The 25,731-nt window shown below is 42.9% G+C and carries 28 protein-coding genes; 25 read left to right on the top strand and 3 right to left on the bottom strand.

Annotated elements, in window-relative coordinates; genetic code table 11:
- Window positions 1–40: 40 nt before the first annotated feature.
- The 4 genes from dsbD (at window position 41) to AC5YCI_RS14565 (ending at window position 4,152) form a co-directional block, all read left to right on the top strand.
- Complete coding sequence (gene dsbD / locus AC5YCI_RS14580; protein ID WP_496175797.1) at window positions 41–2,008, top strand: protein-disulfide reductase DsbD; 1,968 nt, start codon at window positions 41–43, stop codon at window positions 2,006–2,008.
- Window positions 2,009–2,043: 35 nt separating this feature from the next.
- A complete protein-coding gene (locus AC5YCI_RS14575) occupies window positions 2,044–2,847 on the top strand; it encodes a TlpA family protein disulfide reductase (protein WP_496175796.1) in 804 nt (267 codons plus the stop codon).
- Window positions 2,848–2,853: 6 nt separating this feature from the next.
- The gene (gene dsbG / locus AC5YCI_RS14570; RefSeq protein WP_496175804.1) at window positions 2,854–3,594 is read left to right on the top strand and encodes a thiol:disulfide interchange protein DsbG; all 741 of its coding nucleotides are present in this window, start codon (window positions 2,854–2,856) and stop codon (window positions 3,592–3,594) included.
- A gap of 195 nt (window positions 3,595–3,789) precedes the next feature.
- A complete protein-coding gene (locus tag AC5YCI_RS14565) occupies window positions 3,790–4,152 on the top strand; it encodes a YidH family protein (RefSeq protein ID WP_496175795.1) in 363 nt (120 codons plus the stop codon).
- 9 nt (window positions 4,153–4,161) lie between these two features.
- Here the strand turns inward: AC5YCI_RS14565 and AC5YCI_RS14560 are convergent, their stop codons facing one another.
- The gene (locus AC5YCI_RS14560; protein ID WP_496175794.1) at window positions 4,162–4,473 is read right to left on the bottom strand and encodes a metalloregulator ArsR/SmtB family transcription factor; all 312 of its coding nucleotides are present in this window, start codon (window positions 4,471–4,473) and stop codon (window positions 4,162–4,164) included.
- Between the two features lie 107 nt (window positions 4,474–4,580).
- Between AC5YCI_RS14560 and AC5YCI_RS14555 the strand changes: the two genes are divergently transcribed.
- The 4 genes from AC5YCI_RS14555 to AC5YCI_RS14540 all read left to right on the top strand — a co-directional run bounded on the left by AC5YCI_RS14555 (window position 4,581) and on the right by AC5YCI_RS14540 (window position 7,081).
- On the top strand, window positions 4,581–4,997 hold the full coding sequence (locus AC5YCI_RS14555) for a YeeE/YedE family protein (protein WP_496175793.1): 417 nt from the start codon (window positions 4,581–4,583) through the stop codon (window positions 4,995–4,997).
- Between the two features lies 1 nt (window position 4,998).
- The gene (locus AC5YCI_RS14550) at window positions 4,999–5,415 is read left to right on the top strand and encodes a DUF6691 family protein (RefSeq protein WP_496175792.1); all 417 of its coding nucleotides are present in this window, start codon (window positions 4,999–5,001) and stop codon (window positions 5,413–5,415) included.
- Window positions 5,416–5,418: 3 nt separating this feature from the next.
- The gene (locus AC5YCI_RS14545) at window positions 5,419–6,288 is read left to right on the top strand and encodes an MBL fold metallo-hydrolase (RefSeq protein ID WP_496175791.1); all 870 of its coding nucleotides are present in this window, start codon (window positions 5,419–5,421) and stop codon (window positions 6,286–6,288) included.
- Window positions 6,289–6,391: 103 nt separating this feature from the next.
- Complete coding sequence (locus AC5YCI_RS14540; RefSeq protein ID WP_496175790.1) at window positions 6,392–7,081, top strand: VIT1/CCC1 transporter family protein; 690 nt, start codon at window positions 6,392–6,394, stop codon at window positions 7,079–7,081.
- Window positions 7,082–7,122: 41 nt separating this feature from the next.
- On the opposite strand, the gene AC5YCI_RS14535 is transcribed toward AC5YCI_RS14540, so the two are convergent.
- On the bottom strand, window positions 7,123–7,800 hold the full coding sequence (locus tag AC5YCI_RS14535; protein ID WP_496175789.1) for a type 1 glutamine amidotransferase domain-containing protein: 678 nt from the start codon (window positions 7,798–7,800) through the stop codon (window positions 7,123–7,125).
- A 194-nt stretch (window positions 7,801–7,994) separates the two neighbouring features.
- On the opposite strand from AC5YCI_RS14535, the gene AC5YCI_RS14530 reads away from it, so the two are divergent.
- From AC5YCI_RS14530 to dmpG, 16 genes are all read left to right on the top strand, one after another.
- Entirely contained in the window at window positions 7,995–9,572 is a 1,578-nt protein-coding gene (locus AC5YCI_RS14530; protein WP_496175788.1) for an MFS transporter, read from the top strand.
- 186 nt (window positions 9,573–9,758) lie between these two features.
- On the top strand, window positions 9,759–9,890 hold the full coding sequence (locus tag AC5YCI_RS14525) for a hypothetical protein (RefSeq protein WP_496175787.1): 132 nt from the start codon (window positions 9,759–9,761) through the stop codon (window positions 9,888–9,890).
- Between the two features lie 21 nt (window positions 9,891–9,911).
- Entirely contained in the window at window positions 9,912–12,083 is a 2,172-nt protein-coding gene (locus tag AC5YCI_RS14520) for a phosphocholine-specific phospholipase C (RefSeq protein WP_496175786.1), read from the top strand.
- A 235-nt stretch (window positions 12,084–12,318) separates the two neighbouring features.
- Window positions 12,319–12,567, top strand: a complete 249-nt coding sequence (locus AC5YCI_RS14515) for a phenol hydroxylase subunit (RefSeq protein WP_496130581.1) — start codon at window positions 12,319–12,321, stop codon at window positions 12,565–12,567.
- Between the two features lie 31 nt (window positions 12,568–12,598).
- Window positions 12,599–13,603 (top strand): aromatic/alkene monooxygenase hydroxylase subunit beta, encoded by a 1,005-nt coding sequence (locus AC5YCI_RS14510; protein ID WP_496175785.1) that lies wholly within the window; start codon window positions 12,599–12,601, stop codon window positions 13,601–13,603.
- Window positions 13,600–13,869: an MmoB/DmpM family protein gene (locus tag AC5YCI_RS14505; RefSeq protein WP_496175784.1), complete on the top strand. Its 270-nt coding sequence runs from the start codon at window positions 13,600–13,602 to the stop codon at window positions 13,867–13,869. The genes AC5YCI_RS14510 and AC5YCI_RS14505 overlap by 4 nt, the downstream gene beginning before the upstream one ends.
- A 60-nt stretch (window positions 13,870–13,929) precedes the next feature.
- Window positions 13,930–15,465 (top strand): aromatic/alkene/methane monooxygenase hydroxylase/oxygenase subunit alpha, encoded by a 1,536-nt coding sequence (locus AC5YCI_RS14500; RefSeq protein ID WP_496175783.1) that lies wholly within the window; start codon window positions 13,930–13,932, stop codon window positions 15,463–15,465.
- 78 nt (window positions 15,466–15,543) lie between these two features.
- Entirely contained in the window at window positions 15,544–15,894 is a 351-nt protein-coding gene (locus tag AC5YCI_RS14495; RefSeq protein WP_496175782.1) for a phenol hydroxylase subunit P4, read from the top strand.
- Window positions 15,895–15,905: 11 nt separating this feature from the next.
- A complete protein-coding gene (locus AC5YCI_RS14490; protein WP_496175781.1) occupies window positions 15,906–16,967 on the top strand; it encodes an NADH:ubiquinone reductase (Na(+)-transporting) subunit F in 1,062 nt (353 codons plus the stop codon).
- A 19-nt stretch (window positions 16,968–16,986) separates the two neighbouring features.
- Window positions 16,987–17,319, top strand: coding sequence for a 2Fe-2S iron-sulfur cluster-binding protein (locus AC5YCI_RS14485; RefSeq protein ID WP_496175780.1), 333 nt, complete (start codon window positions 16,987–16,989; stop codon window positions 17,317–17,319).
- Window positions 17,309–18,229, top strand: a complete 921-nt coding sequence (locus AC5YCI_RS14480; protein WP_496175779.1) for a catechol 2,3-dioxygenase — start codon at window positions 17,309–17,311, stop codon at window positions 18,227–18,229. The genes AC5YCI_RS14485 and AC5YCI_RS14480 overlap by 11 nt, the downstream gene beginning before the upstream one ends.
- A 54-nt stretch (window positions 18,230–18,283) precedes the next feature.
- Window positions 18,284–19,114, top strand: coding sequence for an alpha/beta fold hydrolase (locus tag AC5YCI_RS14475; RefSeq protein WP_496175778.1), 831 nt, complete (start codon window positions 18,284–18,286; stop codon window positions 19,112–19,114).
- A 53-nt stretch (window positions 19,115–19,167) separates the two neighbouring features.
- A complete protein-coding gene (locus tag AC5YCI_RS14470; RefSeq protein WP_496175777.1) occupies window positions 19,168–20,049 on the top strand; it encodes a SphA family protein in 882 nt (293 codons plus the stop codon).
- Between the two features lie 4 nt (window positions 20,050–20,053).
- Window positions 20,054–20,845, top strand: a complete 792-nt coding sequence (locus AC5YCI_RS14465) for a 2-keto-4-pentenoate hydratase (protein WP_496130591.1) — start codon at window positions 20,054–20,056, stop codon at window positions 20,843–20,845.
- A 33-nt stretch (window positions 20,846–20,878) separates the two neighbouring features.
- Window positions 20,879–21,835, top strand: a complete 957-nt coding sequence (locus AC5YCI_RS14460; RefSeq protein WP_496175776.1) for an acetaldehyde dehydrogenase (acetylating) — start codon at window positions 20,879–20,881, stop codon at window positions 21,833–21,835.
- Window position 21,836: 1 nt separating this feature from the next.
- Window positions 21,837–22,865, top strand: coding sequence for a 4-hydroxy-2-oxovalerate aldolase (gene dmpG / locus AC5YCI_RS14455; protein WP_496175775.1), 1,029 nt, complete (start codon window positions 21,837–21,839; stop codon window positions 22,863–22,865).
- Between the two features lie 48 nt (window positions 22,866–22,913).
- On the opposite strand, the gene AC5YCI_RS14450 is transcribed toward dmpG, so the two are convergent.
- Window positions 22,914–24,602, bottom strand: a complete 1,689-nt coding sequence (locus AC5YCI_RS14450) for a sigma 54-interacting transcriptional regulator (protein ID WP_496175774.1) — start codon at window positions 24,600–24,602, stop codon at window positions 22,914–22,916.
- Window positions 24,603–24,930: 328 nt separating this feature from the next.
- Between AC5YCI_RS14450 and AC5YCI_RS14445 the strand changes: the two genes are divergently transcribed.
- A partial coding sequence (locus AC5YCI_RS14445) for an Ig-like domain-containing protein (RefSeq protein WP_496130595.1) occupies window positions 24,931–25,731 on the top strand: 801 nt, incomplete at its 3' end.

The following is a 25,731-nucleotide window of genomic DNA, read 5'->3' as shown; positions in this document are numbered from 1 at the left end:
TCTCACATAATGGCACTGCACAATGAATCAGGGCGGGTATATGTCGACATGGCTTAAAGGAATCATCCTCAGTACAGGATTATGGGCGGGAACAGCATATGCTGATTTTCTAGCTCCAGATCAAGCATTTCGATTTCAAGCAATATCGATTACGAAAGATCAGGCAGAATTGACATGGAAGATTGCGGATGGCTACTATCTTTACCATGATCAATTTAAAGTGCTTGATCAACAACAGCCCCTGCAATTGAGTCTGCCACCAGCCGAAGACAAAGATGATCCTAATTTTGGACGAACGCAGGTGCATTATGGGCAAGTACAGACTCACATCCCGTTAAAACCCAATCAATCCTTAACGATACAATGGCAGGGCTGTGCCGAAAGTGGTTTATGTTATCCCGTACAAAAAACCACGATTCGTACTGACGCAGCAGGTTTATTGCCTGCATCACAAGCTACAGCGCATGCTAATCGCTTAAATACGATGCAGCCGGCATCTTTATTACCAGAACCTGAGGTGGTGAATGATCAAGCTGTTGCTACAATACCGAGTATACAACCGCACAAGCAAGATCAGGTGATCGTAACACCGCAAGCCGCTCCGGTGCCCAGTGAAGCTGTAAGTGACAGCTTGGAACCAGAGAGTTTGGCATCTGCACCGCGTACAGGCCTCGTATCTGCATCTGAGCCAGTATCGGGGCAGCAAGCCGCGGTCACTTCTGGATCTGAAAACTCAATTCAGAGCCAATGGAATAATGATCAGTTTTTTTTCAAGATCCTGTCTGAGCAAGGGATCATGATGAATGTATTGATCTTTTTAGGACTTGGGGTGTTATTGGCCTTCTTACCGTGTTCTTTACCCTTAATTCCCATTTTATCCAGTATTTTAGTGCAGCAACGCCGTGGCTATCAGGCTGCAGTGGTTGCTTTAGCCTTTGTATTAGGAATGGCAGCTGTATATGCCATGATGGGGCTGGCTGTGGCCCAATTGGGCTATAGCTTTCAACGCTGGTTCCAAAGCCCAATGTTCATTGCTGTATTTAGTGTGCTGTGTGTTGTATTTGCTTTGAGTTTATTTGGTGCCTTTCAGTTGTCTCTTCCTCAAGCCTTGCTACAACGTTTAGATCGTTGGCAGCAAAAACAAAAAGGCGGTACCTTGCTAGGTGCCACACTTATGGGAATGATTGCAGCGTTGATTGTCGGTCCATGTATGAGTGCACCATTGGCCGGTGCCTTATTGTTTGTGGCACAGCTGAATCAACCGGGTTTAGGCGCGAGTTACCTGTTTGTGCTTGGTTTAGGTTTAGGTTTACCTCTATTTATTGCTGCGGTATTTGGGGCACAACATTTACCCAAACCGGGTCTATGGATGGATCGCCTTAAATTTAGCTTTGGTTTTGTGATGTTTGGTCTTGCGCTGTATTTTGCGCGTCCATTATTGCCAAGCCTACTGTATTGGCTATTGCTGGGTAGCTTATGTTGTATTTTGGCACTGTATATCGCCACAAAGCTACAAGCCCAATTAACCAAGCCAATTAGCAAAGCGCTACTGCTATTTTGCAGTCTAGGCTTAATCTACATGGCTGGTATGCAGTTTTATCAAGCTTGGCAATACACTCAAATTGAACATCAACCAGTGAAGTTAGATTGGCAGCGTGTGACCACAGCAGCACAGTTAGAGCAGGTGTTAGCGCAGCATGTTGGACAGCCTGTGGTGATTGATGTTTATGCAGATTGGTGTGTGGCGTGCCAACCCATTGAAAAAGAGGTGTTACCACGCCGTGATGTACAAGCCGGCTTAGAGTCTGTACAGCGGATTAAGTTGGATTTAACACACTATGACCGTAGCCAAGATGAACTGCTTAGAAACTGGCAGATTTTAGGTCCGCCTACTTTTATTTTTCTAGATGCCCAGCATCAAGAGCAGCGTGAATTGCGTTTAACAGGTAGTTTTAGCGCATTACAACTTATTCACCGCTTGCAACAGCTTACACAACAGGCCCAATGATGATATCAGTGGATGCTCTACATATTGGTCCTTTCATGCTTCCTTGGACATTATTGATTGTCTTTAGTGCGCTGATCATCACGAGCTTGTGTATTGGTTGGGCCTCACAAAAAAATGCACAGTTCAGTGTTCATCAGCGCCTCAGTCGGGATCTGCTGTGGAGCAGCTTTATTGTCGGTACACTTGGCGCACGTGTAATTTTTGTGTTGCTCAATGCTGAAGTGTATTTTGTCCAACCGATGGATATTTTTAAAATTCAAGATAAAGGTTTTCATGTTTGGGGTGGAGTGATTGTCGCGGCACTCTGGTATTGGCGACGTCATACCACTTTAGCAGCCGTTTATAAAAGTCTGGTGCTCGCAGGATGTATTGGTCTGATTATAACGGGCTTGTTGCTAAAATATACCCTACAGCCCAAAGCACAGTTTCCTGAGCTTGCACTTTCATCTGTCTCAGTTCAGACAAATCAACCATCTAGTCAGATACCATTAAATCGTTTTATAGGTCAGCCGACGGTGATCAACTTATGGGCCAGTTGGTGTCCACCTTGCCATCGTGAAATGCCAGTCTTGGCACAAGCAGCACAACAATATCCTCATATTCATGTGGTTATGGTAAATCAAGGTGAAGACTTAGCAACAGTGCAACATTATCTCGCCAAGCATCAATTTAAATTTCAGCATGTATTGCTAGATCCAAACGGTGATATTCCGGCACATATCAACAGTTTTGGTTTACCTACAACCTTATTTTTTAATGCGCAAGGTCAGTTGATCGAGCGACATATGGGTGAATTAAGCCCAGCCATGTTGCAACACTATCTCAAAAAAATGGAATAAATCATGATGAAACCACTGCAATATTTACTCGGATTGGGCCTTGTTTTGGGCGCAAGTCTGTCTGCACAAGCCAATATTAAACAGCAGTTGGAAAAAGAAGGCTTCGTATTTGTGAAAACCATTCCTGCACCGCAAGGGATGACAGGATGGATCGGGCATCAAGACCAATATTCCACCAGCATCTTTATTTCAAAAGATAACCAATACTATATTAAAGGTGAGCTTTTTGATGCCAAAGGTACGAATGTCTCAGAACAGCAAATTGAAACCCATATGAAAAAAGCCATTTTGGATGATGTGTGGAAGAGTTTAGAACATGCAACTTGGATTCAAGATGGTCGACAAGATGCACCGCGTATTGTCTATGTATTTTCTGATCCCAACTGTCCGTATTGTCATAAATTCTGGCAAAACGCCCGACCGTGGGTCGAATCAGGTAAAGTACAATTACGTCATATTCAAGTTGGAGTGATTCGTGAGGAGAGTCGTGGGCAAGCGGCCAGTCTATTGACTGCTCAGAATCCAGAGGCTTTATTTGCACAACTGAATCGGGATCCAGCCAAGTATACATTGCCCGTGTTAAGCAAAATCCCCGCAGCTATTGCTGCAAAAATTGATGCCAACCAAAGTTTGATGGATAAATATGGCTTTTTCTCGACCCCTGCAATGGTCTGGAAAAATCAGCAAGGTGAATTTCAATCCACCCAAGGTTTGCCAAGTCACTTGCAAGATATCTTCGAGAAATAGCCTGATATTGACAGAGGAGGCCTTGTTATGAAGTTTGGTGATGAGGCTTGATGTGCGTTAGTTTTAAGTTGGGCTTGCATCCAAAGAAGTGTAGATCAGGCATCATGTCATGATTGGACACACGCTTTTAGCCTAAGTCATCTTATATTTAAATAGTATAGAAATAATTAAAAATAAGGCTTAAAAGAACACAAAATGTCGAATTTAAATGATCCGCGTGTATTATTTGCTTTAGAACGCACTGCTCTGGCATGGAATCGTAGTGGTTTAGCGCTCATAGCCTTTGGATTTTTAATCGAAAAGTCTAATCTGCTGTTAAAATTATTACAACCCGAAGCATATCATGAAAAAATTCTGTATAGCACTTGGTTAGGAATGGCGATTATCGGATTTGGGATGCTGATCAACATAGGCTGCATTTTTCAGTATCGCCGTGGCCTAGCAAGTTTAAGTCCAGCCGAACACCTCGAAGGGTATTCGACTCAGCATCCTATTTGGTTGAATCTTTTTACTGTCTTGACGGGCATGTTAATCCTGATCTCATTTTGGCTCTATTGAATTAAATGTTCAAGCCTTGGGGTGGCAATACAGTTGATAGAGCGTATCGATCATGGTGACAATCTTTGCATCACCTATGCTATAAAAAATGTGTTTTCCTTCACGGCGCGTAGAGACAATTCTCGCTTTGCGTAGTACGGTTAACTGCTGTGATAAGGTGGGCTGCTGTATCTGCGTCACTTGCTGAATCTGTTGTACATTTAGTTCACGATCAGCCAATACACAAAGAATTTTCAAACGTTCTGGGTTAGTTAAAACTTTCAAGCAATCAGTAACATAATGAACTTGAGAAAAGTCAATTTTCATATTTTTGTCATTCATGTCATTCCTCCTCAACGGCATACACAGATTAAAATAATCAAAATATGCTTGAATATTATTTATTATTATATAATATAAAAAAGTATATTGTATAGAGAAAGAACAGCATGCACGATTTTCTCATCGCTTTTATCGGTGGTTTAATGCTAGGTACTGCAGTTGTGGGCTATTTATATGTTCATGGACGTATTGCTGGCATGAGTGGTCTGATTGCACAAGTTTTAAATCCAAAAACCATATTGAAAACGCCAGCAATTTGGTTTTTATCAGGACTCATTGTTACGCCTTTCATTTATGGCTTATTTGTTCAACCCGAGATTGAGTTAAATGCTAGTCCTTTGATGATGGTTGTAGCAGGCTTATTGGTTGGTTTTGGTACACGTTTAGGTTCTGGTTGTACCAGTGGGCATGGTATTTGTGGCATAAGCCGTTTATCTAAGCGTTCGATTGTAGCCACTATAACCTTTATGTTGGCAGGTTTTATTGCCGTTTATGTTATTCGTCATGTGACAGGAGCATTCTAAGATGAAAAACTTTTTAGCTTTTGTCTTTGGTTCGATTTTTTCAGTCGGCTTAATGTTCTCAGGGATGTCTAATCCTGAAAAAGTCTTAGATTTTTTAGATCTGTTTGGTGATTGGGACGCCAGTCTTGCTTTTGTCATGATGGGTGCAATTGCTGTTGCATTTATCCCATTTCAAAAAGCGGTGCGTGCTCAACAGCCGAAAACTGTATTTAATGAGTCAATTGAGTTGCCAAGCAATCAAAAAATCGATAAAAAATTAATCACAGGGGCATTGCTGTTTGGTGCAGGTTGGGGGATTGCGGGCATCTGTCCAGCGCCAAGCTTTACCCTCATTGGTTTAGGATATTACCAAGGACTGTATTTTATTATTGCTATGTTAGTGGGTGTTTGGATTCACCGTAAATGGTCAGGAGCTTAAGTGATGCAAAGCGTACAGGTACAAGATTTTTTTGATAAAAATAGCAATACTTTTAGCTATGTAGTGACCGATCCAAACACGAAACACTGTGCCATTATTGATAGTGTATTGGATTATGATGCGGCATCGGCTAGCACCTCAACAGTACAGGCAGATCAAATCATTGCCTATATTCAAGCACATGATTTAAAGGTGGAGTGGATTTTAGAAACACACGTTCATGCTGACCATTTAACGGCTGCCCAGTATTTAAAGGCACAGTTAGGTGGAAAAATTGCCATGAGTGAAAAAATACACTTAGTGCAAGAAACCTTTGGCGCGATTTATCACTTAGATATGAAGCGCTTTAATGCTGAGCAGCCATTTGATTATTTATTTGCTGATCATGAGCAGTTCAAGATCGGGGATCTAGCAGCTTATAACATCCCTACCCCAGGACATACCCCTGCTTGTCTGAGTTATGTGGTAGGCGATGCGGTGTTTGTTGGTGATACCTTATTTATGCCAGATTATGGTACAGCACGTTGTGATTTCCCCCGTGGTAGTGCAGCGAATTTATTTGACTCCGTACAGTGTTTATATACATTGCCTGAAACGACTCGAGTTTTTCTGTGCCATGACTATTTACCACCAGGGCGTGAGCATTATGTCTGTCAAAGCACTATTGCACAGCAAAAAATGCACAATATTCATATTCATGCAGGAACTGATAAACAGCAATTTGTAGATATGCGTCATCAGCGTGATGCAACTTTAAGTATGCCAAAGCTGATTTTACCGGCTATTCAAATCAACATGCGCGCAGGCCACTTTCCTGAACCTGAAGCCAATGGGATCTCATATTTGAAATTGCCACTCAATTATTTTGCTTAATGGTTTGCTGTAAAATAGATCAGGATATTTTTACTTGAAGATATCCTTTATGCTTGGTCAAGGATTTGATATTTCTAACCCATATGACTTGTGAGAATACACAATGCCGCATTCCTATCATTTAGAAAAACATTATTTAGAGCGGGCAGGGTGGTTACGTGCTGCGGTATTGGGCGCGAATGACGGTATTATTTCGGTGACCAGTTTAGTGGTGGGTATGGCAGCCAGTGGTGCTTCTAGTCATATTCTCTTGGTGACCTGTGTCGCAGGTCTTATTTCAGGGGCTGCGTCTATGGCAGCAGGTGAATATATCTCAGTTAAATCTCAAGAAGATATTGAAAAAGCAGATTTAGCGCGAGAGGCAAGAGAGTTACAGCAACACCCAGAACATGAGCTCGCAGAACTGACTCAGATTTATATTCAGCGTGGTTTAGATCGTCAGTTGGCTGAACAAGTTGCGCAGCAGTTAACAGAGCATAATGCTTTGCATGCTCATGCCCGTGATGAAATCGGTATTCTTGAGCAAACAGCTGCACAGCCCCTTACCGCAGCATTTGCTTCAGCACTCGCGTTTAGCGTGGGCTCATTAGTACCTTTACTGTCTATTTTAATTTTGCCTGAAGTGTATGTGTCGAAAGGTATTATGTGGGTTGGGGTATTAAGCTTAGGCGTGCTGGGTGCAATTGCCAGTTATGCAGGTGGGGTAAATGTCTATAAAGGTGCGCTACGTATTATGCTGTGGGGCATTATTGCCATGCTCTTTAGTGCTTGGATTGGTTCTCTGTTTCAGTGATGCATGCGTCTGCAACTGACTGAAACAGAGAGAAGTTACGATTACTTGACTAAGCTCAGCAAAGCTTGTGCCGTTGCCGCAGAAGAGGCTGGGTTTTGTCCCGTCACCAATAAGCCATCAATTTCAACATGCGCTTGCCAATCGGCAGCTTTTGAATAGAGACCGCCCTGTGCTTTGAGCATATCTTCAACTAAAAATGGAACAATGTCGGTTAAACCTACAGCGTCCTCTTCTGAGTTACTAAACCCTGTCACTGCTTTACCACTCACTAGAGGTTGACCATGTGGGTCTTTCACATGGCGCAATACGCCAGGGGCATGACACACCGCTGCAACTGGTTTTTTAGCAGAAATAGCTGCTTCAATAAGTTGAATAGATACAGGATCTTCAGCCAAATCCCATAAAGGACCATGCCCACCTGGATAAAACACGGCATCATACTCTTCTAAAGAAACATCACGTAACTTTGCAGTATGGGCTAAGGCATGTTTTGCCTCTGTATCTGCCTCAAAACGGCGTGTTGCCTCAGTTTGCGCATCTTCTGCATGACTTTTAGGATCAAGCGGTGGTTGTCCGCCATGAGGAGAGGCAAGGGTGAGTTCAGCACCTGCATCTAAAAATACATAGTAAGGCGCTGCAAGTTCTTCGAGCCAAAAACCAGTTGATTCACCAGTCTGACCTAATTGCTTATGCGAAGTTAACACGACTAAAATCTTCATAAGTTTCCTTCTTTCATTCTAAGTGTTTTCTGTCTCAAGCAGTTTAAGGGATTTTTGAAATGACATTGCATTTGCTCACACAATAGCTCTAAAAACCTCTACTTTAATGACCAAAGTCAACCAGATCTTTTATTACACCTGAGACTGATCTTTACAAGTGTAGGAATTGAAAGAAAATTATAGGTGATAAGCACATGTTAGAGCAGTCATTTGCTCTATACTGTCTTGCTAAAATTGAATCAATCAGTGACCTAAATTTAAATACCATGAAAATAAATGCTGATGTGAACCCGAGGCGTTGGCTGATACTGATTGCTGTCATGCTGGCTTTTTTGCCAGTGGTCATTGATATGACGGTGCTACATGTGGCAGTACCCTCCTTAACACAATCCTTAGCGGCATCGAATAGCGCTGTGTTATGGATTATTGATATTTATCCATTATTGATGGCAGGATTATTAGTGCCGATGGGAACCTTGGCTGATCGGGTGGGTAACCGTAAGATGCTGCTGATGGGGTTATTTATTTTTGGCTCGGCTTCGCTGTTGGCCGCATTTTCTCAAACCGCAACCATGCTCATTATGGCACGTGCTGTATTGGCTTTTGGTGGCGCGATGATTATGCCGTGTATTCTAGGTATTATCCGTAAAACATTTGAAGATAATCAAGAGCGGGCACTGGCATTAGGCTTGTGGGGCACCGTCGGCGCTGCTGGTGCGGCTGTGGGTCCATTAATTGGCGGCGGCTTACTTGAGTATTTTTGGTGGGGGGCAGTTTTTCTCATCAATGTGCCGATTATGCTAGTTGTTACACCCTTATGTTATTTTTTACTATCTAAAGAAGAGCGAACACAAGCTGGAAAATGGGCATTTGGACAGGCCATCATTCTTATTCTTGGTATGATGACCTTGGTGTATGCCATTAAAACTGGTTTAAATGCACAACATTATATGGCGGTTTCTATAGGACTGGTTTTGGTAGCGATCACTTTATTGACGATTTTTGCACGTCAACAGCTTCGCTCGACTGAGCCCATGTTAGATCTTTCTTTGTTTAGCTATCCTGCTATCTTAGCTGGCATGATGATGGCCATTGTGGCTGCTGGTGTGCTTGCAGGTGTAGAACTTACCTTAGCCATGGAATTGCAGTATGTGATTGGGTTAAGCCCACTTCAAGCAGGAATTTTTATGGTGCCGATTATGATTGCTGCTGCAGTGGGTGGACCGCTTGCTGGTTTGCTTTCTAATCTTGTGGGCTTACGCTATGTGGCAACGGCCTCACTTTTTACCGCAGCGTTTGCATTGCTGAGTTTGGTCTATGCAGATTTCTATCATCCTGGTCTAGCGGTACCTGCGATTTTGGCGCTGATTGGTCTAAGTTTGAGTATTGGTCTCACTGCCTCATCGATTGCAATTATGGGATCAGTTGCAGCTGAAAGAGGGGCAGCAGCTGGCGCGTTAGAAGCAACTGGCTATGAGCTCGGCACTGGGCTTGGGATTACATTTTTTGGTGTATTTATGGCGCATATATTTGCACAGCGTATCCAGATCCCTGACACACTTAATCCCTCCTTTGCACAACAGGCACAACTTTCTATTGGGGATAGTTATTTAGTCGCAAGTCAATTGTCAGGAACGCAAGCTGAGAGTTTAATTGTCGCCGCAAAAGCAGCATTTAGTACCGCACACTTCACTTTATTAACCACAGCCGGACTACTGATGGCAGTCTTAGCCATCGTCGTATTTATAATGCTAAAAAACTACCGTCCTTAAAACGCTAGACCGTGCAATCTAGATGGTGTATTGCTGCCATTCACAGAATATTGTTTAGAAAAAAATATATCACCGCATAGATTTTTTTAACAAATGGTAAAAATTAATTAAAGTGTAATCAAATGATCATGGATCTGTCATCAGAGTCTTATTGACTAAGAGCACCTTTTTTTACCAGATATTTTTATGCCAAAATCTTTTGCCATTTTATTGTTATGTATAGGCGGCATGCTCAGTGCATGTAATGACGATCAAGAGAGTCAGTCTACTCAGCCGACTCCACCATCCGGCTGTCAGACAGCACACTGTGCACCATAACAATAAATAAGAGGGTGATATATGAATCGTCGTGATTTTTTATTAAATACTTTAAAAACATTATCTGGTACTGCAATGTTGGCCAGCTTACCAATAAGTATTCAAAAAGCGTTTGCCATTGATGCCAAGGTTGAAACAGGGACAATTCAAGACGTCAAACATGTGGTGATCTTGACCCAAGAAAATCGTTCTTTTGATAACTATTTTGGCACACTGAAAGGGGTGCGCGGGTTTGGGGATCGTTTTACGATTCCCCTAACTGACCAGCGCAAAGTATGGCAACAATATGATCAGCACCAAGAGATTGTTGTACCTTATCATTTGGACAGTCGTTTAGGTAATGCACAACGTGTCAAAGGTACGCCGCATTCTTGGAAAGATGGCCAAGATGCATGGGATGCTGGCCGTATGGGGGATTGGGTCAAACATAAACAGCCACAATCGATGGGTTACTATAAACAGCAAGAAGTAGAGTTTCAGTTTGCACTGGCGAATGCCTTTACTTTGTGTGATGCCTATCATTGTGCGATGCATGCAGGCACGAATCCTAATCGCAAATTTATTTGGACAGGAACTAATGGCCCTACAGGTGCAAATGTGGCCAGTGTGGTGAATGAGTTTGACTCAATTGGTGCCTCAAATGCAGGTTATGAGTGGATGACTTATCCTGAACGTTTGCAACAAGCAGGGGTGATTTGGAAAGTCTATCAAAGTATGCCTGATAACTTTACCGATAATCCACTGGCAGGTTTTAAACAATACCGACGTGCCAATGAGCTGTCTGGTCAGCCGGTCAGTCATCGCGATACTGTAAGCCCTAGCTATGATGAACAAATCGATGCCCATCAACCGTTATATAAAGGCATTGCCAACACGATGCCAGACGGAGGGTTCTTAGCAAGCTTAAAAGAAGATATTGCCACAGGAAAACTCCCAGAAGTCAGCTGGATTGTTGCACCTGCAGCCTATAGCGAGCACCCTGGACCATCGAGCCCCGTACAAGGCGCTTGGTATATTCAAGAGGTACTTAATGCCTTAACTGAAAATCCAGATGTTTGGAGTCAGACGGTATTCTTGGTGAATTTTGATGAAAATGATGGTTATTTTGACCATGTTCCATCGCCAAGTGCACCGTCACGTGATGAAAAAGGCGTACCACAAGGTAAGACCACGCTTACGGATCAGCAGATGTCTTATGAGTACTTTGATCACCCTGCGGTAGAGAGTGCTAAATCGCAACCCCAACCGGATGGGCGGGTTTATGGGCCAGGGGTACGTGTGCCAATGTACGTTATTTCACCTTGGAGTCGAGGGGGATGGGTTAACTCACAAGTATTTGATCACACCTCGATCTTACGCTTTTTAGAGCAACGTTTTGGTGTGCAAGAAAATAACATAAGCCCTTATCGCCGTGCTGTATGCGGTGACTTAACTACAGCATTCGATTTTAAAAATCCAAATATTATGGAGATTCCTTCTTTAGACGGTAAGCGAACCAAGCAAGAAGCCGATGCGATTCGACAAGCTCAAGCCAACTTGCCACAAGTCTCTAGACCAGAAGGACAAATCATGCCAGTACAAGAGGTGGGGGTTCGTCTATCACGTGCTTTGCCTTATATCTTGCATACCAGTGCGAAAGTGGACGTTACGACACAAAGTGTAGAATTGATGTTTTCTAATACGGGAACACAGGCTGCCGTCTTCCATGTGTATGATCGCTTGAATCTCACAGCAATACCAAAGCGCTTTATGGTGGAAGCAGGTAAGCAACTGGCGGATCATTGGCCAGTCAATCCGGACTATGATTTATGGGTATTGGGACCGAATGGTTTCCATCGACACTTTAAAGGTAACTTAAGCCAAAGCTTACAGCAGCAAGCTTTGCCAGAGATTCGCATTTGTGTCTCAGACTGTGCTCCCAAAATTGAATTAAAAGTCCGTCATGATGGCAAGCAGCCAGTGAAATTACGGGTACAAGCCAATGCTTACCTCGCACAGCAATCATGGCAGATCGAGACCGCTGTTAATGAAAATAGTTTGGATTGGGATATGGAAGACTTTGGAGGATGGTATGACTTTAGTGTCAGTCTAGTCGATGATCCTTCGTATTTACGCCGTTTTGCTGGTCGTGTCGAAACAGGCAAAGATTCGATTTCTGATCCTTATATGGGCTATATCGATGCCGTCATTTAGTCAATCTGTCTGAAAAAAAGCCTGAACTTGATTCAGGCTTTTTTTTTCGACTGCTTACTTGGATAAGGCCGCCCCACTTCATAAAATTCTAAAGTCTCAATAATCGACTTCATAAAATTCTCAAATATTTAAATATAATTTTTGCACTAAAAATTTAAGTTATTGAAATTTAAATAAAATTTAAGTTGGCATGACCTTTGCAAAATCTTAAGTACAAGGACAAAGGGATTGCATTATGCAACAGGATCATGTGACCCAGCCGACATGCTTTATTCATGTCACAGGCACGCAGCGGAATAAATTTATCGAGTTTGAGTTTTCGATAGGTGACCCAGAGCTTGCTGTAGAGATGATTATGCCAGTGCAGGCTTTTGAAGAGTTTTGTGCCAAACATCAAGTGCAATATTTAACTGCAGATGAAGTGTGCAAACTTGAATATGAACGGATGAAATGGCGTTTTGGACAGCCAGGAATAACAGAATAAATAAATCGTTATAAGATCAGGGAGATCTTACATGCAAATTGATATTAAAACTTCAGGTGTGAAACCTATTCGTAACACCTATGCGTATGTTGAGAAACGTTTTGGCGACAAGGTTGCATCACGTTATCAAGAGGCTAGCTACGATATTCAGGAAGAAATTAATTTTCATTACCGTCCATTATGGCAGCCTGAACATGAAATCTTTGATACTAATCGTACTGTCATTCAAATGCAGGATTGGTATGCCTTAAAAGATCCACGCCAATTGTACTATGGCACATACACACAAACCCGTGCTCGTCAGCAAGAAGTTATGGAGAGCAACTTTAATTTTGTTGAAAAAAATCAAGTGTTAAATACGATTGCCGCGGATTTATTGCATAAGGCTGAGCAACTGTTGATCCCATTACGTCATTACGAGTGGGGTGCCAATATGAACAACAGCTTTATTACGGGTTATGCCTATGGGGCGACCTTAACCAATGCCACGATGTTTGCCACCATGGATCGTTTGGGGTCAGCACAGTATCTATCTCGTATTGGCTTATTACTAGATGGCAACCAAGGAACCTCTTTAGAACAGGCCAAACAAAATTGGTTAGCACATCAAGCATGGCAACCGCTACGTGAAAGCGTAGAGCAGATGTTTATCGTTAAAGATTGGTATGAACTGTTTGTGGCACAAAACTTAGTATTCGATGGTTATATCTATCCATTGCTCAAACATATTATTGATCGTGAATTTATTGCACACGGCGCATCAGCGATGAGTTTACTCACCTCATTTATGCATGAATGGTTTGATGAGACCCAACCATGGGTGAATGCGGTGATTAAAACCACGGCAGCTGAGTCTGAGCATAACCGTAGCCAAATTTTAGCATGGATCCAAACATGGCAAGCTCAATTGCGTCCAGTGGTACATCAACTTCTACGGCTCGTTGACGCCAATACAGATGACATTGAGATTATCGAAGAAATATTTAATAAACGTTTAAGCAAAATGGGTTTAATTGCCAAGGAGTCGGCAGTATGAAAAATGTATTTATGGCTTTTCAAACCAATGATGATACCCGTCCGATTATTGAAGCGATTGAGCAAGATAATCCGGAGGCAAAAATTGAATATTATCCAGCCATGGTCAAAATTGATGCCCCGGGTCAGTTGACCATTTACCGTGCATCGGTAGAAGAAATTATGGGACGTGATTGGGACTTGCAAGAAATTCATATCAATTTGATCAGTATTTCTGGAAATATCGATGAAACCGAAGACAGTTTTACTGTGGGTTGGTTTGGCTAAATAGTGCTGAAATATCAACCGATGGATGGTTGAACTAAAACAAGATTATGGAGAATAAAAATGAACATACAGGCAAAAGCGGCAGCACAAACTCAGCGCAAGCTCAATTTAAAAGATAAATACGCCCTCATGACCCGTGATTTAGGTTGGGAAACCAGTTATGTGGACATGGATCAAGTCTTTCCCTACGACAAGTTTGAAGGCATTAAAATTCATGACTGGGACAAATGGGAAGATCCATTTCGTCTGACGATGGATGCGTATTGGAAGTATCAAGCAGAAAAAGAACGTAAGCTCTATGCCATCATCGATGCTTTTGCACAGAACAATGGGCATATGAATGTCACAGATGCGCGTTATATCAATGCGATCAAACTGTTCTTAACGGGTGTGACCCCAATTGAGTATAATGCCCATCGTGGCTTTGCTATGGCTGGGCGCCAATTACGTGGTGTGAGTTCACGTGTTGCGTGTCAGATGCAGGCGATTGATGAACTGCGTCATTGCCAAACCCAAGTGCATACTTTAAGTCATTATAATCGTTACTTTAATGGTTTCCATTCATGGCCACAAAACTTTGATCGCCTCTGGTATTTATCGGTGCCAAAGTCATTTATCAACGATGCGATGACTGCAGGCCCATTTGAATATTTGGTCTCTGTCTCGTTTTCATTTGAATATGTACTGACCAACTTATTATTTATGCCATTTATGTCTGGAGCCGCTTATAACGGTGATATGGCAACCGTGACCTTTGGTTTCTCTGCACAATCCGATGAAGCGCGTCATATGACCTTAGGCTTAGAGGCGATTAAATTCTTACTGGAGCAAGATCCAGACAATGTACCGATTGTACAAAAGTGGATTGATAAATGGTTCTGGCGTGGTTACCGCTTACTGACCTTAGTGGGCATGATGATGGACTATATGTTACCGAAAAAAATCATGTCATGGCGTGAAGGCTGGGAAATCTACTTTGAACAAAGCGGTGGTGCATTATTTGCCGATCTTGAGCGTTACGGTATTCGTATGCCAAAGTATTGGGAAGATTCGGTCAAAGAAAAAGATCATATTACCCATCAGGCGTGGGCAATGTTCTATCAATATTGCTGGGGTACAGGTTTACACGCATGGGTACCAACGCAAGAGGAACAGGAATGGCTCTCTAAAGAGTATCCGAATAGCTTTGATCAGCACTATAAACCACGTTTTGACATGTGGAAGAAGCAAGAAGAAGAGGGCAAGCGTTGGTATAACACCAGTTTGCCATGCCTATGCCAAACCTGTCAGATTCCAATGATCTTTACTGAGGTGGGTGATCCAACCGTAATTCGCCAACGTGAAAGCATTTATAAAGATGAAAAATATCAGTTCTGTTCAGATGGCTGTAAAGATATTTTTGACGATGAGCCAGAAAAATACGTGCAAGCATGGTTACCGGTTCAACAAATCTTAAAAGGCATTGCCGGCGGTCCTGCACCTGAAGATATCGTACGCTGGTCTTACTTAGAGCCGGGACAAGATACAGGTGCCTTTGAAAGTTCACCAGATGCATTGAATTGGGAAAAATGGAAAAAAGCCAATAGCACCATTTAATTATTAACGTTGATCTAACCCTTTAAAAATAACAATAAGGTGATGTGTTCAGGACGAAACATCACCTAGGAGATTCTTATGTCAGTTATCGCCCTAAAACCGAATTATCAAGGAAAAGTTCGTGATGCCCAAGATCAATATGATGGTCAGCAAATCCTTTTTGTAGAGTGGCATGGTCATTTAAGCATTAGTGCGCCGATTGCGCTTTTGGTCAATCCAGCGCAGAAATTCCAGAACTTTATAGACATACAGCTGAATGAAAGTGTATTTGCCAGTCATCCAGATTGGCAAAGCGTGGACTGGTCAGCGGTGGAATGGACCTTTCAACGTGAACTGCTCAACTTTCAAGCACAGGACAGTTTTGAAAGTTTAAATATTGGGCATAAGTCTTACTTACGTTTTCATACCCCTGGCTTAAATGGACTATAAGGAGCAGCAAGATGACGTATGAAGTAACCATCGAGCCCTTAGGTCAGACGATTGAAGTTGAGGAAGGGCAAACCATTTTAGATGCCGCCTTACGTGCAGGTATTTGGCTGCCCCATGCCTGCGGTCACGGTTTATGTGCAACCTGTAAAGTACAAGTGACTGATGGTGAGGTTGACCTCGGTGAAGCTTCGCCATTTGCACTGATGGATATGGAGCGCGCGGAAGGCAAAGCATTGGCTTGCTGCGCGATTCCCCAGTCAGATTTAAGTATTGAAGTGGAAATTGATGAAGACCCAGATGCAAGAGTCATTCCTTTACGTGATTTTGAGGCAACTGTTGACTCAATTGTCGACTTAACACCAACGATCAAGGGTATTTTCTTACGTGTTGACGGGGAAATCGAATTTCAAGCTGGACAATATATTAATTTATATTTACCGGGCTTATCAGAGCCACGTGCATTTTCAATTGCTAGTGCGCCTTCAGAGAGCAACTTAATTGAACTGAATATTCGCCGTGTACCGGGTGGGATTGCCACCACATGGATTCATGATGATCTAGAAGTTGGACAAAAACTTAAATTTTCAGGTCCACTAGGGCGCTTCTATACGCGTTTTTCTGATCCAAATCCTGTGATTTTTATTGCCGGAGGTTCAGGTCTATCCAGTCCAAAATCCATGATTTTAGAACTGCTAGAAAGTGGCGATTCGCGTGCGATTACCTTATTACAGGGCGCGCGAAACCAAGCAGAATTGTACTACTACGATTTCTTTAATGACTTGGCTGAAAAGCATCCTCAATTACGTTATGTACCCGTGCTGTCTGATGAAGCCAATGACAGTGACTGGACAGGTGAGCGTGGTTTTGTGCATGAGGCCGCTATACGCGTCTTTGATAATGACTTTAGAAATCATAAAGCCTATCTGTGTGGCCCACCACCGATGATTGAAGCATCGATCCGCGCACTGATGCGAGGGCGTTTATTTGAGCGCGATATTCATATGGAAAAATTCTTAAGCGCAGCAGATGCCGCCAATCAAGCGACGCGTAGCCCATTGTTTAAGAATATTTAGGATGAGGAGGGCGCTCGATATGTACCTGATTCAATTACTCAATGTAAACGAGCAATTTTACTGTACTGATGTGCAAACCTTATTACAAGGCATGCAAGCGCTCAGCCGTAAAGGCATCCCCGTTGGATGCCGGGGTGGGGGCTGTGGAATCTGCCGCATTAAAGTGAGCCAAGGTGATTATCACTGTCAACGCATGAGCAGCGCCCATGTGAATGCTGAAGAATTGCAACAAGGCTATGCCTTAGCTTGTCGTTTATATCCAAAAAGCGATTTGGATGTTGAAGTATTAGGACTTAAAAACTGCAAGAAGCCCTTGCAGATGATGAAAGGGATGTCACAACATGAATTATAAACCTATTTCTCGGCCTGGCCATGTGGCACTACGTGTGCTTGATTTAGAAGAATCCGTACAACACTATGTCAATGTATTAGGATTGATTGAAACGGGGCGGGATGCCCAAGGCCGTGTTTACCTTAAAGCATGGGATGAGCATGATCATCATTGTTTGATTTTACGTGAGGCAGACGCACCAGGCATGGATTGTATGGCGTTTAAAGTCATCAATGCTCAAGAATTAGAACGCCTTGCACAGGCATTACAAGATTATGGGGTGGCGATTGAACGCATCGCTGCGGGTGAAAACTTAGCAACCGGTGAGCGTATTCGTTTTACTGCACCTACAGGACATGTATTTGAACTGTATGCACATAAAGAAATTTTTGGTAATGGGATGCCAACCACCAATCCTGGCATTCAAGCACAAAATTTAAGAGGCATTCATCCAAGCCGCTTTGATCATTGTGCTTTAATGGGAGAAGGCGTTGAAGCCAGTTACCGATTGTTTAAAGATGTGCTTGGTTTCGATTTAGCGGAACAAGTGGTCGATGGTGACACGATGATGGCAGCTTTTATGTCATGTAGTAATAAGCCGCACGATGTTGCATTCATCTTTGCGCCAGACAAAGGTAAATTGCATCATATGTCCTTCTTTGTTGAATCGTGGGCGCAGGTCTTATCGGCTGCAGATACCATCGCCAATCATGATGTATCACATGAAATAGGACCAACGCGTCACGGTATCACGCGTGGTGAAACACTGTATTTCTTCGATCCTTCAGGCAATCGTAATGAAGTGTTTAGTGGTGGCTATATTTGGTATCCAGACCGTCCAACCTTGACGTGGACTGCAGATGAATTACCACGCGCAATTTTCTTTACCGAACGTAAGCTCAGTGACACCTTCTTCAATGTCATGACTTAAATAAACGCAGTATCTATTGCTTTAACGATTTAGATAAAAATAAGAGATGAAAAAATGAATATCAATGTTAATCCAGAAATCGTCAATTCTATTCAAACAGGAAATTTCCTGACCAATTATCATGATACAGGTAAAGGTTTTCCTGTGGTGATGGTGCATGGCTCAGGCCCAGGTGTGACCGCATGGGCGAATTGGCGCTTGATTATGCCTGAACTGGCACAAGATCGCCGTGTCATTGCACCAGATATGCTGGGTTTTGGTTATACCGAACGTCCAGCAGGCATGGTTTATAACAAAGACATTTGGGTACAGCAGCTTAAAGACTTATTTGATGCCTTGAACATTGAGCGAGCAGACTTAGTGGGTAACTCTTTTGGTGGCAGTATTTCCTTAGCCTTTGCGATTGCGTATCCAGAACGCGTACGTCGTTTGGTGCTGATGGGTAGTGTAGGTGTTCCTTTTGAAATTACAGAAGGACTAAACAACGTTTGGGGCTATGAACCCTCGTTTGAAACGATGCGTAAATTGATGGATACCTTTGCCCATAGTCGAGCTTTAGTAACAGATGAGTTAGCTGAATTGCGCTATCAAGCCAGTATTCGTCCTGGTTTCCAAGAATCGTTCTCTGCCATGTTCCCTGCGCCACGTCAACGTTGGGTCGATGCACTGGTGAGTCCTGCGGAACAGATTGCTCAATTGCCGCATGACACCTTAATTATTCACGGGCGTGAAGATAAAGTCATTCCGCTGGATACATCCTTGCAATTATTTTCGTTAATTCCACATGCACAATTACATGTCTTTGGTGAGTGCGGTCATTGGGCACAGATCGAACATAGTGCACGTTTTGCCCGTTTGCTCAGAGACTTCTTCAACGAAGCCTAAAGGACTCCGCCTGTAGCAAGGTCGCAGCAGGCGCTTTAATAAAAGGACAATATATGAAAATTAAGTTTAGCCACTTAGTTTTAGGGGCGCTAGTGGCTTTAAATAGCCAAATGGGCTGGAGTACAGAAAATGGTGCAGATTCATTTGCCTTAGGTGCCGAAGGGGTTTTGGCTGGAGCATTGCCACCGCCGGGTGTTTATCTGCTGACGTATTATCAAAGCTATACTGCGTCCGACTTTGTCAATGACTCAGGTCGGACCTTAATTGCAGATTTTGATATTGATGCTAAAGCCTTAGTGCCACGTCTGGTATGGATGACTGAACAGCAAGTGTTGGGTGGTCAATTGGGTTTTTATGCCGCACAGCCATTGGTCGACTTACGTCTTAAAATGGCCGGTCAATCGGATCATGAACATGGTCTTGGTGATTTTATCTTTGCTCCGATGCTGGGCTGGCATTCAGGTCATCATCACTGGGCAGCCGCAATTGAAACGGTATTTCCAACGGGTAAATATGATCAGGATCGACTGGCAAATTTAGGTAAGAACCATTATAGCTTCCGTCCTATTTTCGCCTATAGCTATAGTGATCCTACAGGTTGGGACATTTCAACCAAGTTTTCTTATAGTTTTAATACTGAAAATGATGACACACAATATCAATCGGGTGAGTACTTTGCAGGTGACTATAACGTTGGCTATAAAGTCACACCGCACTGGTTAGTCGGTCTACAAGGTTATGCCTTTAAGCAATTTACAGATGATCAACAACAAGATGTTGATATTGGATTTAAAGGACAAGCGCTCGCCTATGGGCCAGCAGTTGCTTATCAAAAAGACGGTTGGGCATTAGAAGCAAAATATTTGACTGAGACTGAAGTTAAGAATCGACCTAAGGGTGATGCGACATGGTTGAAATTTGTATGGTCATTTTAGGAGAGTGTTAATGCAAGCAATTTTACAACACTGTGCAGACCAACTTTTGCAAGCTGAGTTAAACGTAAATGCAATTTCACCTGTACGTGAGCAATTGGGGCAACAGGCAAATCTTGATCACGCCTATCAGATCCAGGCGATCAATACCCAACACGCTTTAAAGCAAGGTCGACGTTTAGTCGGTAAGAAAATTGGTCTCACATCATTCGCCGTGCAGCAACAATTGGGTGTGGACTCTCCTGATTTTGGCATGCTATTTGACGATATGGCTTATGCTGATGGTGAGATGATTCCTACAGGCAAACTGATTCAGCCCAAAGTTGAGGCAGAAATTGCATTGGTTCTCAAAGCAGATCTTGATCACACTGTTCACAGCATCGATGAAATGCTGGCGGCGATTGATTATGTCGTAGCAGCGATTGAAGTTGTGGACAGTCGGATCGAGAATTGGAATATTTCACTGCTTGATACTGTGGCGGATAACGCATCTTCAGCTGCCTTTGTCTTAGGTAGGAATCAAGTCGTAGCAACAGAGATTGACTGGGTCAATTGTGCTATGCAGATGCGCTGTGCTGAAGGTATTGTGTCTGAGGGTCAAGGTAAAGCCTGCTTAGATCACCCCCTGAACGCCGCGATTTGGCTCGCCAATGAGATGCTTAAACGTGGTCGACCGCTACAAGCTGGAGATATTGTCCTGACAGGCGCTTTAGGTCCTATGGTTAAAGTTGAAGCTGGACAGTGTTATACCGCTGAGATCGAAGGGTTGGGCAAAGTGACTGCACGATTTAGTGAATGAGCCTATAAGTATAAAGAAAGAAGGATAATAACGATGGAAAAAATAAAATGTGCCATCATTGGCTCAGGCAATATTGGCACTGATTTAATGATCAAATTGATGCGCAATGCACAGTATGTCGAATTGGCTGCCATGGTTGGTGCTGATCCACATTCCGATGGACTGGCGCGTGCTGCTCGCTTTGGTTTCGAGGTTACGGCAGACAGTATTGAAGGACTCCTGAAGCTACCGAGCTTTAAAGACATTAAAATTGTTTTTGATGCGACCTCAGCAGGTGCACATGCGCATCATAATGCCGTGTTACAGCAACATGGTATTCAGGTGATTGATCTAACCCCTGCTGCGATTGGTCCTTATGTGGTGCCTGTCGTGAATTTAGAGCAACATTTAAATGCACAAAATATCAATATGGTGACGTGTGGTGGGCAAGCGACCATTCCGATGGTGCATGCGGTGTCGAAAATAGCCAAAGTGCACTATGCAGAAATTATTGCCTCGATTGCCAGTAAATCTGCAGGGCCTGGAACCCGTGCCAATATTGATGAATTTACTGAGACTACATCTAAAGCGATTGAACAAGTCGGTGGTGCCCGACGAGGCAAGGCGATTATTATTATGAATCCTGCTGAACCACCACTCATGATGCGGGATACAGTGTATTGCTTGGCAGAATTGGGTGCAGATCAAGCCGCAATTCGTCAATCGGTTCAAGAAATGGTTACAGCAGTACAGACCTATGTGCCGGGCTATCGCCTGAAACAGGAGGTACAGTTTGAAGAATTTGACCAACATCATCCGTTAAATATTCCAGGTTTAGGTCAACTCAGCGGTTTAAAAGTCTCGATTTTCCTTGAGGTTGAAGGTGCAGGGCATTATTTACCTGCCTATGCGGGTAACTTAGACATTATGACCAGCGCAGCACTCGCTGCGGCTGAGCGCTTGGCACAGTCGCATTTTAAACACACACATACGCTCACAGCGGAGGCCTAAGATGATCGATCCACAACGTAAAATTTATGTTTCTGATGTGACCTTACGCGATGGCATGCATGCCATTCGTCACCAATATTCACTGGAGCAAGTCCGTCAAATTGCAAGAGCACTCGATGAAGCCGGTGTGGACAGTATTGAAGTCGCACATGGCGATGGCTTACAAGGCTCAAGCTTTAATTATGGTTTTGGTGCCCATACCGATTTAGATTGGATTGAAGCGGTTGCCAGTGAGGTCAAACAGGCCAAAGTTGCCACTTTATTGCTGCCGGGGATTGGAACCATTCATGATTTAAAAGCAGCCTATGATGCGGGTGCACGAGTGGTACGTGTCGCTACTCACTGCACAGAAGCGGATGTCTCCAAACAACATATTGAATATGCGCGCGAATTAGGCATGGATACTATTGGCTTTTTAATGATGAGCCATATGAATAGTCCAGAAGGTTTGGCCCAACAAGGCAAGTTGATGGAAAGTTATGGGGCACAATGTATTTACGTGGTGGATTCAGGCGGTGCCATGAACATGTATGACATCGCAGCGCGCTTTAAAGCTATGAAAGCTGCGTTAAGACCTGAAACTGAAACAGGAATGCATGCCCACCATAATTTAAGTTTAGGGGTGGCCAATAGTATTGTGGCACTCGAACATGGCTGCAATCGTATTGATGCCAGTCTGACGGGCATGGGTGCAGGGGCAGGTAATGCACCGCTTGAAGTATTTATTGCTGCAGTTGAACGTATGGGACTCAACCATGGCTGTGATGTTAAAAAACTGATTGATGCTGCAGAAGATATTGTACGTCCATTACAAGAAAGACCGGTACGCGTAGATCGAGAAACTTTAGCCTTAGGTTATGCAGGCGTCTATTCAAGTTTTCTACGTCATACTGAAACGGCGGCGGCAAAATATGGTCTATCGGCCTTTGATATTTTGGTTGAATTAGGCAAGCGTCGTATGGTCGGTGGCCAAGAGGATATGATTGTGGATGTAGCTCTAAATATGCTCAAATCGCAGCCCAGCACCTAATAAAAAAGCAGCTGATTAAGCTGCTTTTTTATAACTAATGTGATGTGCTTAAGCTAGTTTTTTATATTTATAACCCATTTGAGCACGACTAATACCCAACAAACGTGCCGCAGCACATAGGTTACCTTGGCTTCTTTCCACAGCAGTTTTGACAAATAAATTTTCAATTGATTCTAAAGTAATATTTTTCTCGAGCAGTTGCTGCATGAGATCCTCTAAGGATGGGTCCGGGACCTGGGTGATTTTGCCCTCGTAATTCAACATGTTGATATTTTCATCGAGCAGCGTAGTGTAAGACGGTGGGAATAACATGGTTGCATCGATAAAGCTATCTTGATGCGCTAAGATCATGCCTCTTTCAATCACGTTTTCCAGCTCACGAATATTGCCTGGCCAATCATGTGATTTAAGCGCATGGATGGCTTTATCCGTTAAGCCCTTAATACGTTTACCTTCACGCAAAGAAAATTTATCGATAAAACGTTGTGCTAGCGCCAAAATATCTGATTTACGTTCGCGTAAAGGGGGGATAGAAACAGGAAAAACATTTAAACGATAATACAGATCCTTCCTAAATGTGCCATTAGCAACAGCTTCAGCGAGATCAACGTTAGTTGCGGCAATCACTCGAACATTGACCTTACGCGTTTCGCTACTGCCTAAGCGGTCAATATCACCCGATTGCAGAGCACGCAGTAAACGGGTTTGGGCGGCCATGCTCAGTTCACCCACTTCATCTAAAAATAGTGTTCCACCGTCGGCTCTTTCAAAACGTCCAGCCCGTGAGGTTTGTGCGCCAGTATAAGCACCTTTTTCTATACCAAATAACTCTGACTCGATTAACTCGTTAGGTAAAGCACCGCAGTTCACTGCGATGAAAGGCTGCTGTGCACGTGGGCTCGCATGATGGATTGCATTGGCAAAGACGTCTTTACCTACACCAGTTTCACCGAGTAACAGAACAGTCACAGGGCTTGAAGAAGCACGTTCTGCGAGTGCCCACGCCTCTTTAAATTGAGCTGATTCACCAATCAAATCGACTGGAAGTTCTGGCTTTGGAAGGGCTTTTTTTAAGTCTTCAACTTGGCTTTGTAAAGCTATTAGTTGTTCAACAATAGAATCTGCTTGATAATATTGTAATTCTTCAGAAACATCATCCCACTCATCCAAAGGCTTGCCAACAAAGCGAGGGCCTTGAGGAGTTATCTCAATTTGCTTATGTAAAATAAAGCGATTCATAATGCCACTGACATAGCCTGTCGCATGTCCGAGTTCACTCCAAGCCACTGCCGTTTGATCAGGCGCTACAAAGTCTTGATGAATTTGATATTCTAAAGAGTTACGCCAGATAGCATCAATATAATAATGTCCATTTTCAATATCAATTTCTACAGCATTGACATCTACTTTGACCATCCCTTCTAAAGCATGTAGTAAAGGACCTTTATGGAGCAGTTCTAAGTCACTTAGATTTTGGTAGCTTGATTTAACAATTTCGGCATCTCTTAATCCTGCAGCATAACCAATCCGAGTAAGAACTCCACGTGTACGTTCTAACCCTAAAGTATCGATCAGTTCTTTACGTAGTGCGATGAGAGATGAAGAGTGCATCAGCATCATACGTTCTTCATCTAGCCAAATTTGCCCAGTTTCAAATGAGAAACGTAATCTCGATGAAATTTCGGAAATACCGGGTGAACTCTTGTCCCAATCCTTGAGACGTATTGTTGGAGTCATTTGAGTGTTCCTACACATACTTTTATTTATTTTTCAGCCTCTCTAGCATACAAGGCAAATTGTACAAGTCAATGTGACGAATGTTATGCGATCTTATTAGAGTAAATAAGATAATGAATTGGTTATAATCAGCTATGTTTAGCTGTATCAATAAACTATACATTTTTCTGGATAAAGGGTTTTTGAATTTCTTTATATCAATTTTTCAGATATTTATATTAGAAAAATAGTCCGTCAATTGACTAATTATTGGTTATATGTCTCATTTTATAGTGGAAAAGTGAAGTATTATGCCAATAATAAATTCAATTAAACGTGTCAATAAATCATGATGAAAGATGAGCGTACAATTATTGGGGTTGTAACAGCAGGTGCAACAGTCACTGCGATGATCAATAATAGATCAGTAGGTAAAGCGGTTGCTGATGCCAATGGTTATTATGTTTTAAAGCTTAACAAAGCCTATACTAATGGTGAGAAAATCGATCTTAGCGCGAAGGATAAAGCTGGCAATACTTCGCATGTAGAGAGCATTATAGTTGCTGACACAACAGCACCTACTCAACTGACACAGAAATTAGAGAAAGATAATCGTACGATTACGGGCAAAAGTGAAGCTGGCGCCACCGTGATTGCCACTGTTGCGGGCAAAGTTGTTGGCACAGCACAAGTTGCTAAAGATGGTAAATATAGCCTTTACCTTGATCAACTCTTTAGCAATGGTGAGAAGGTAGAATTATTTGCTCAAGATCAGGCGGGTAATCAAAGTAAGGTGAATAGCGTTACTGTTAAAGATACGACAGCACCTGATCAACTGACTTTAAGCCTAAGTGCTGATAATAGAACGATTACAGGGAAAACTGAGGCAGGTGCAACAGTCACTGCGATGATCAATAATAGATCAGTAGGTAAAGCGGTTGCTGATGCCAATGGTTATTATGTTTTAAAGCTTAACAAAGCCTATACCAATGGTGAGAAAATCGATCTTAGCGCGAAGGATAAAGCTGGCAATACTTCGCATGTAGAGAGCATTATAGTTGCTGACACAACAGCACCTACTCAACTGACACAGAAATTAGAGAAAGATAATCGTACGATTACGGGCAAAAGTGAAGCTGGCGCCACCGTG

The sequence above is a fragment of the Acinetobacter sp. CY17 genome (genome assembly GCF_059515825.1).
Note: the sequence above shows the minus strand (reverse complement) of the source record. Positions and strands in the feature narration are given on the sequence as shown.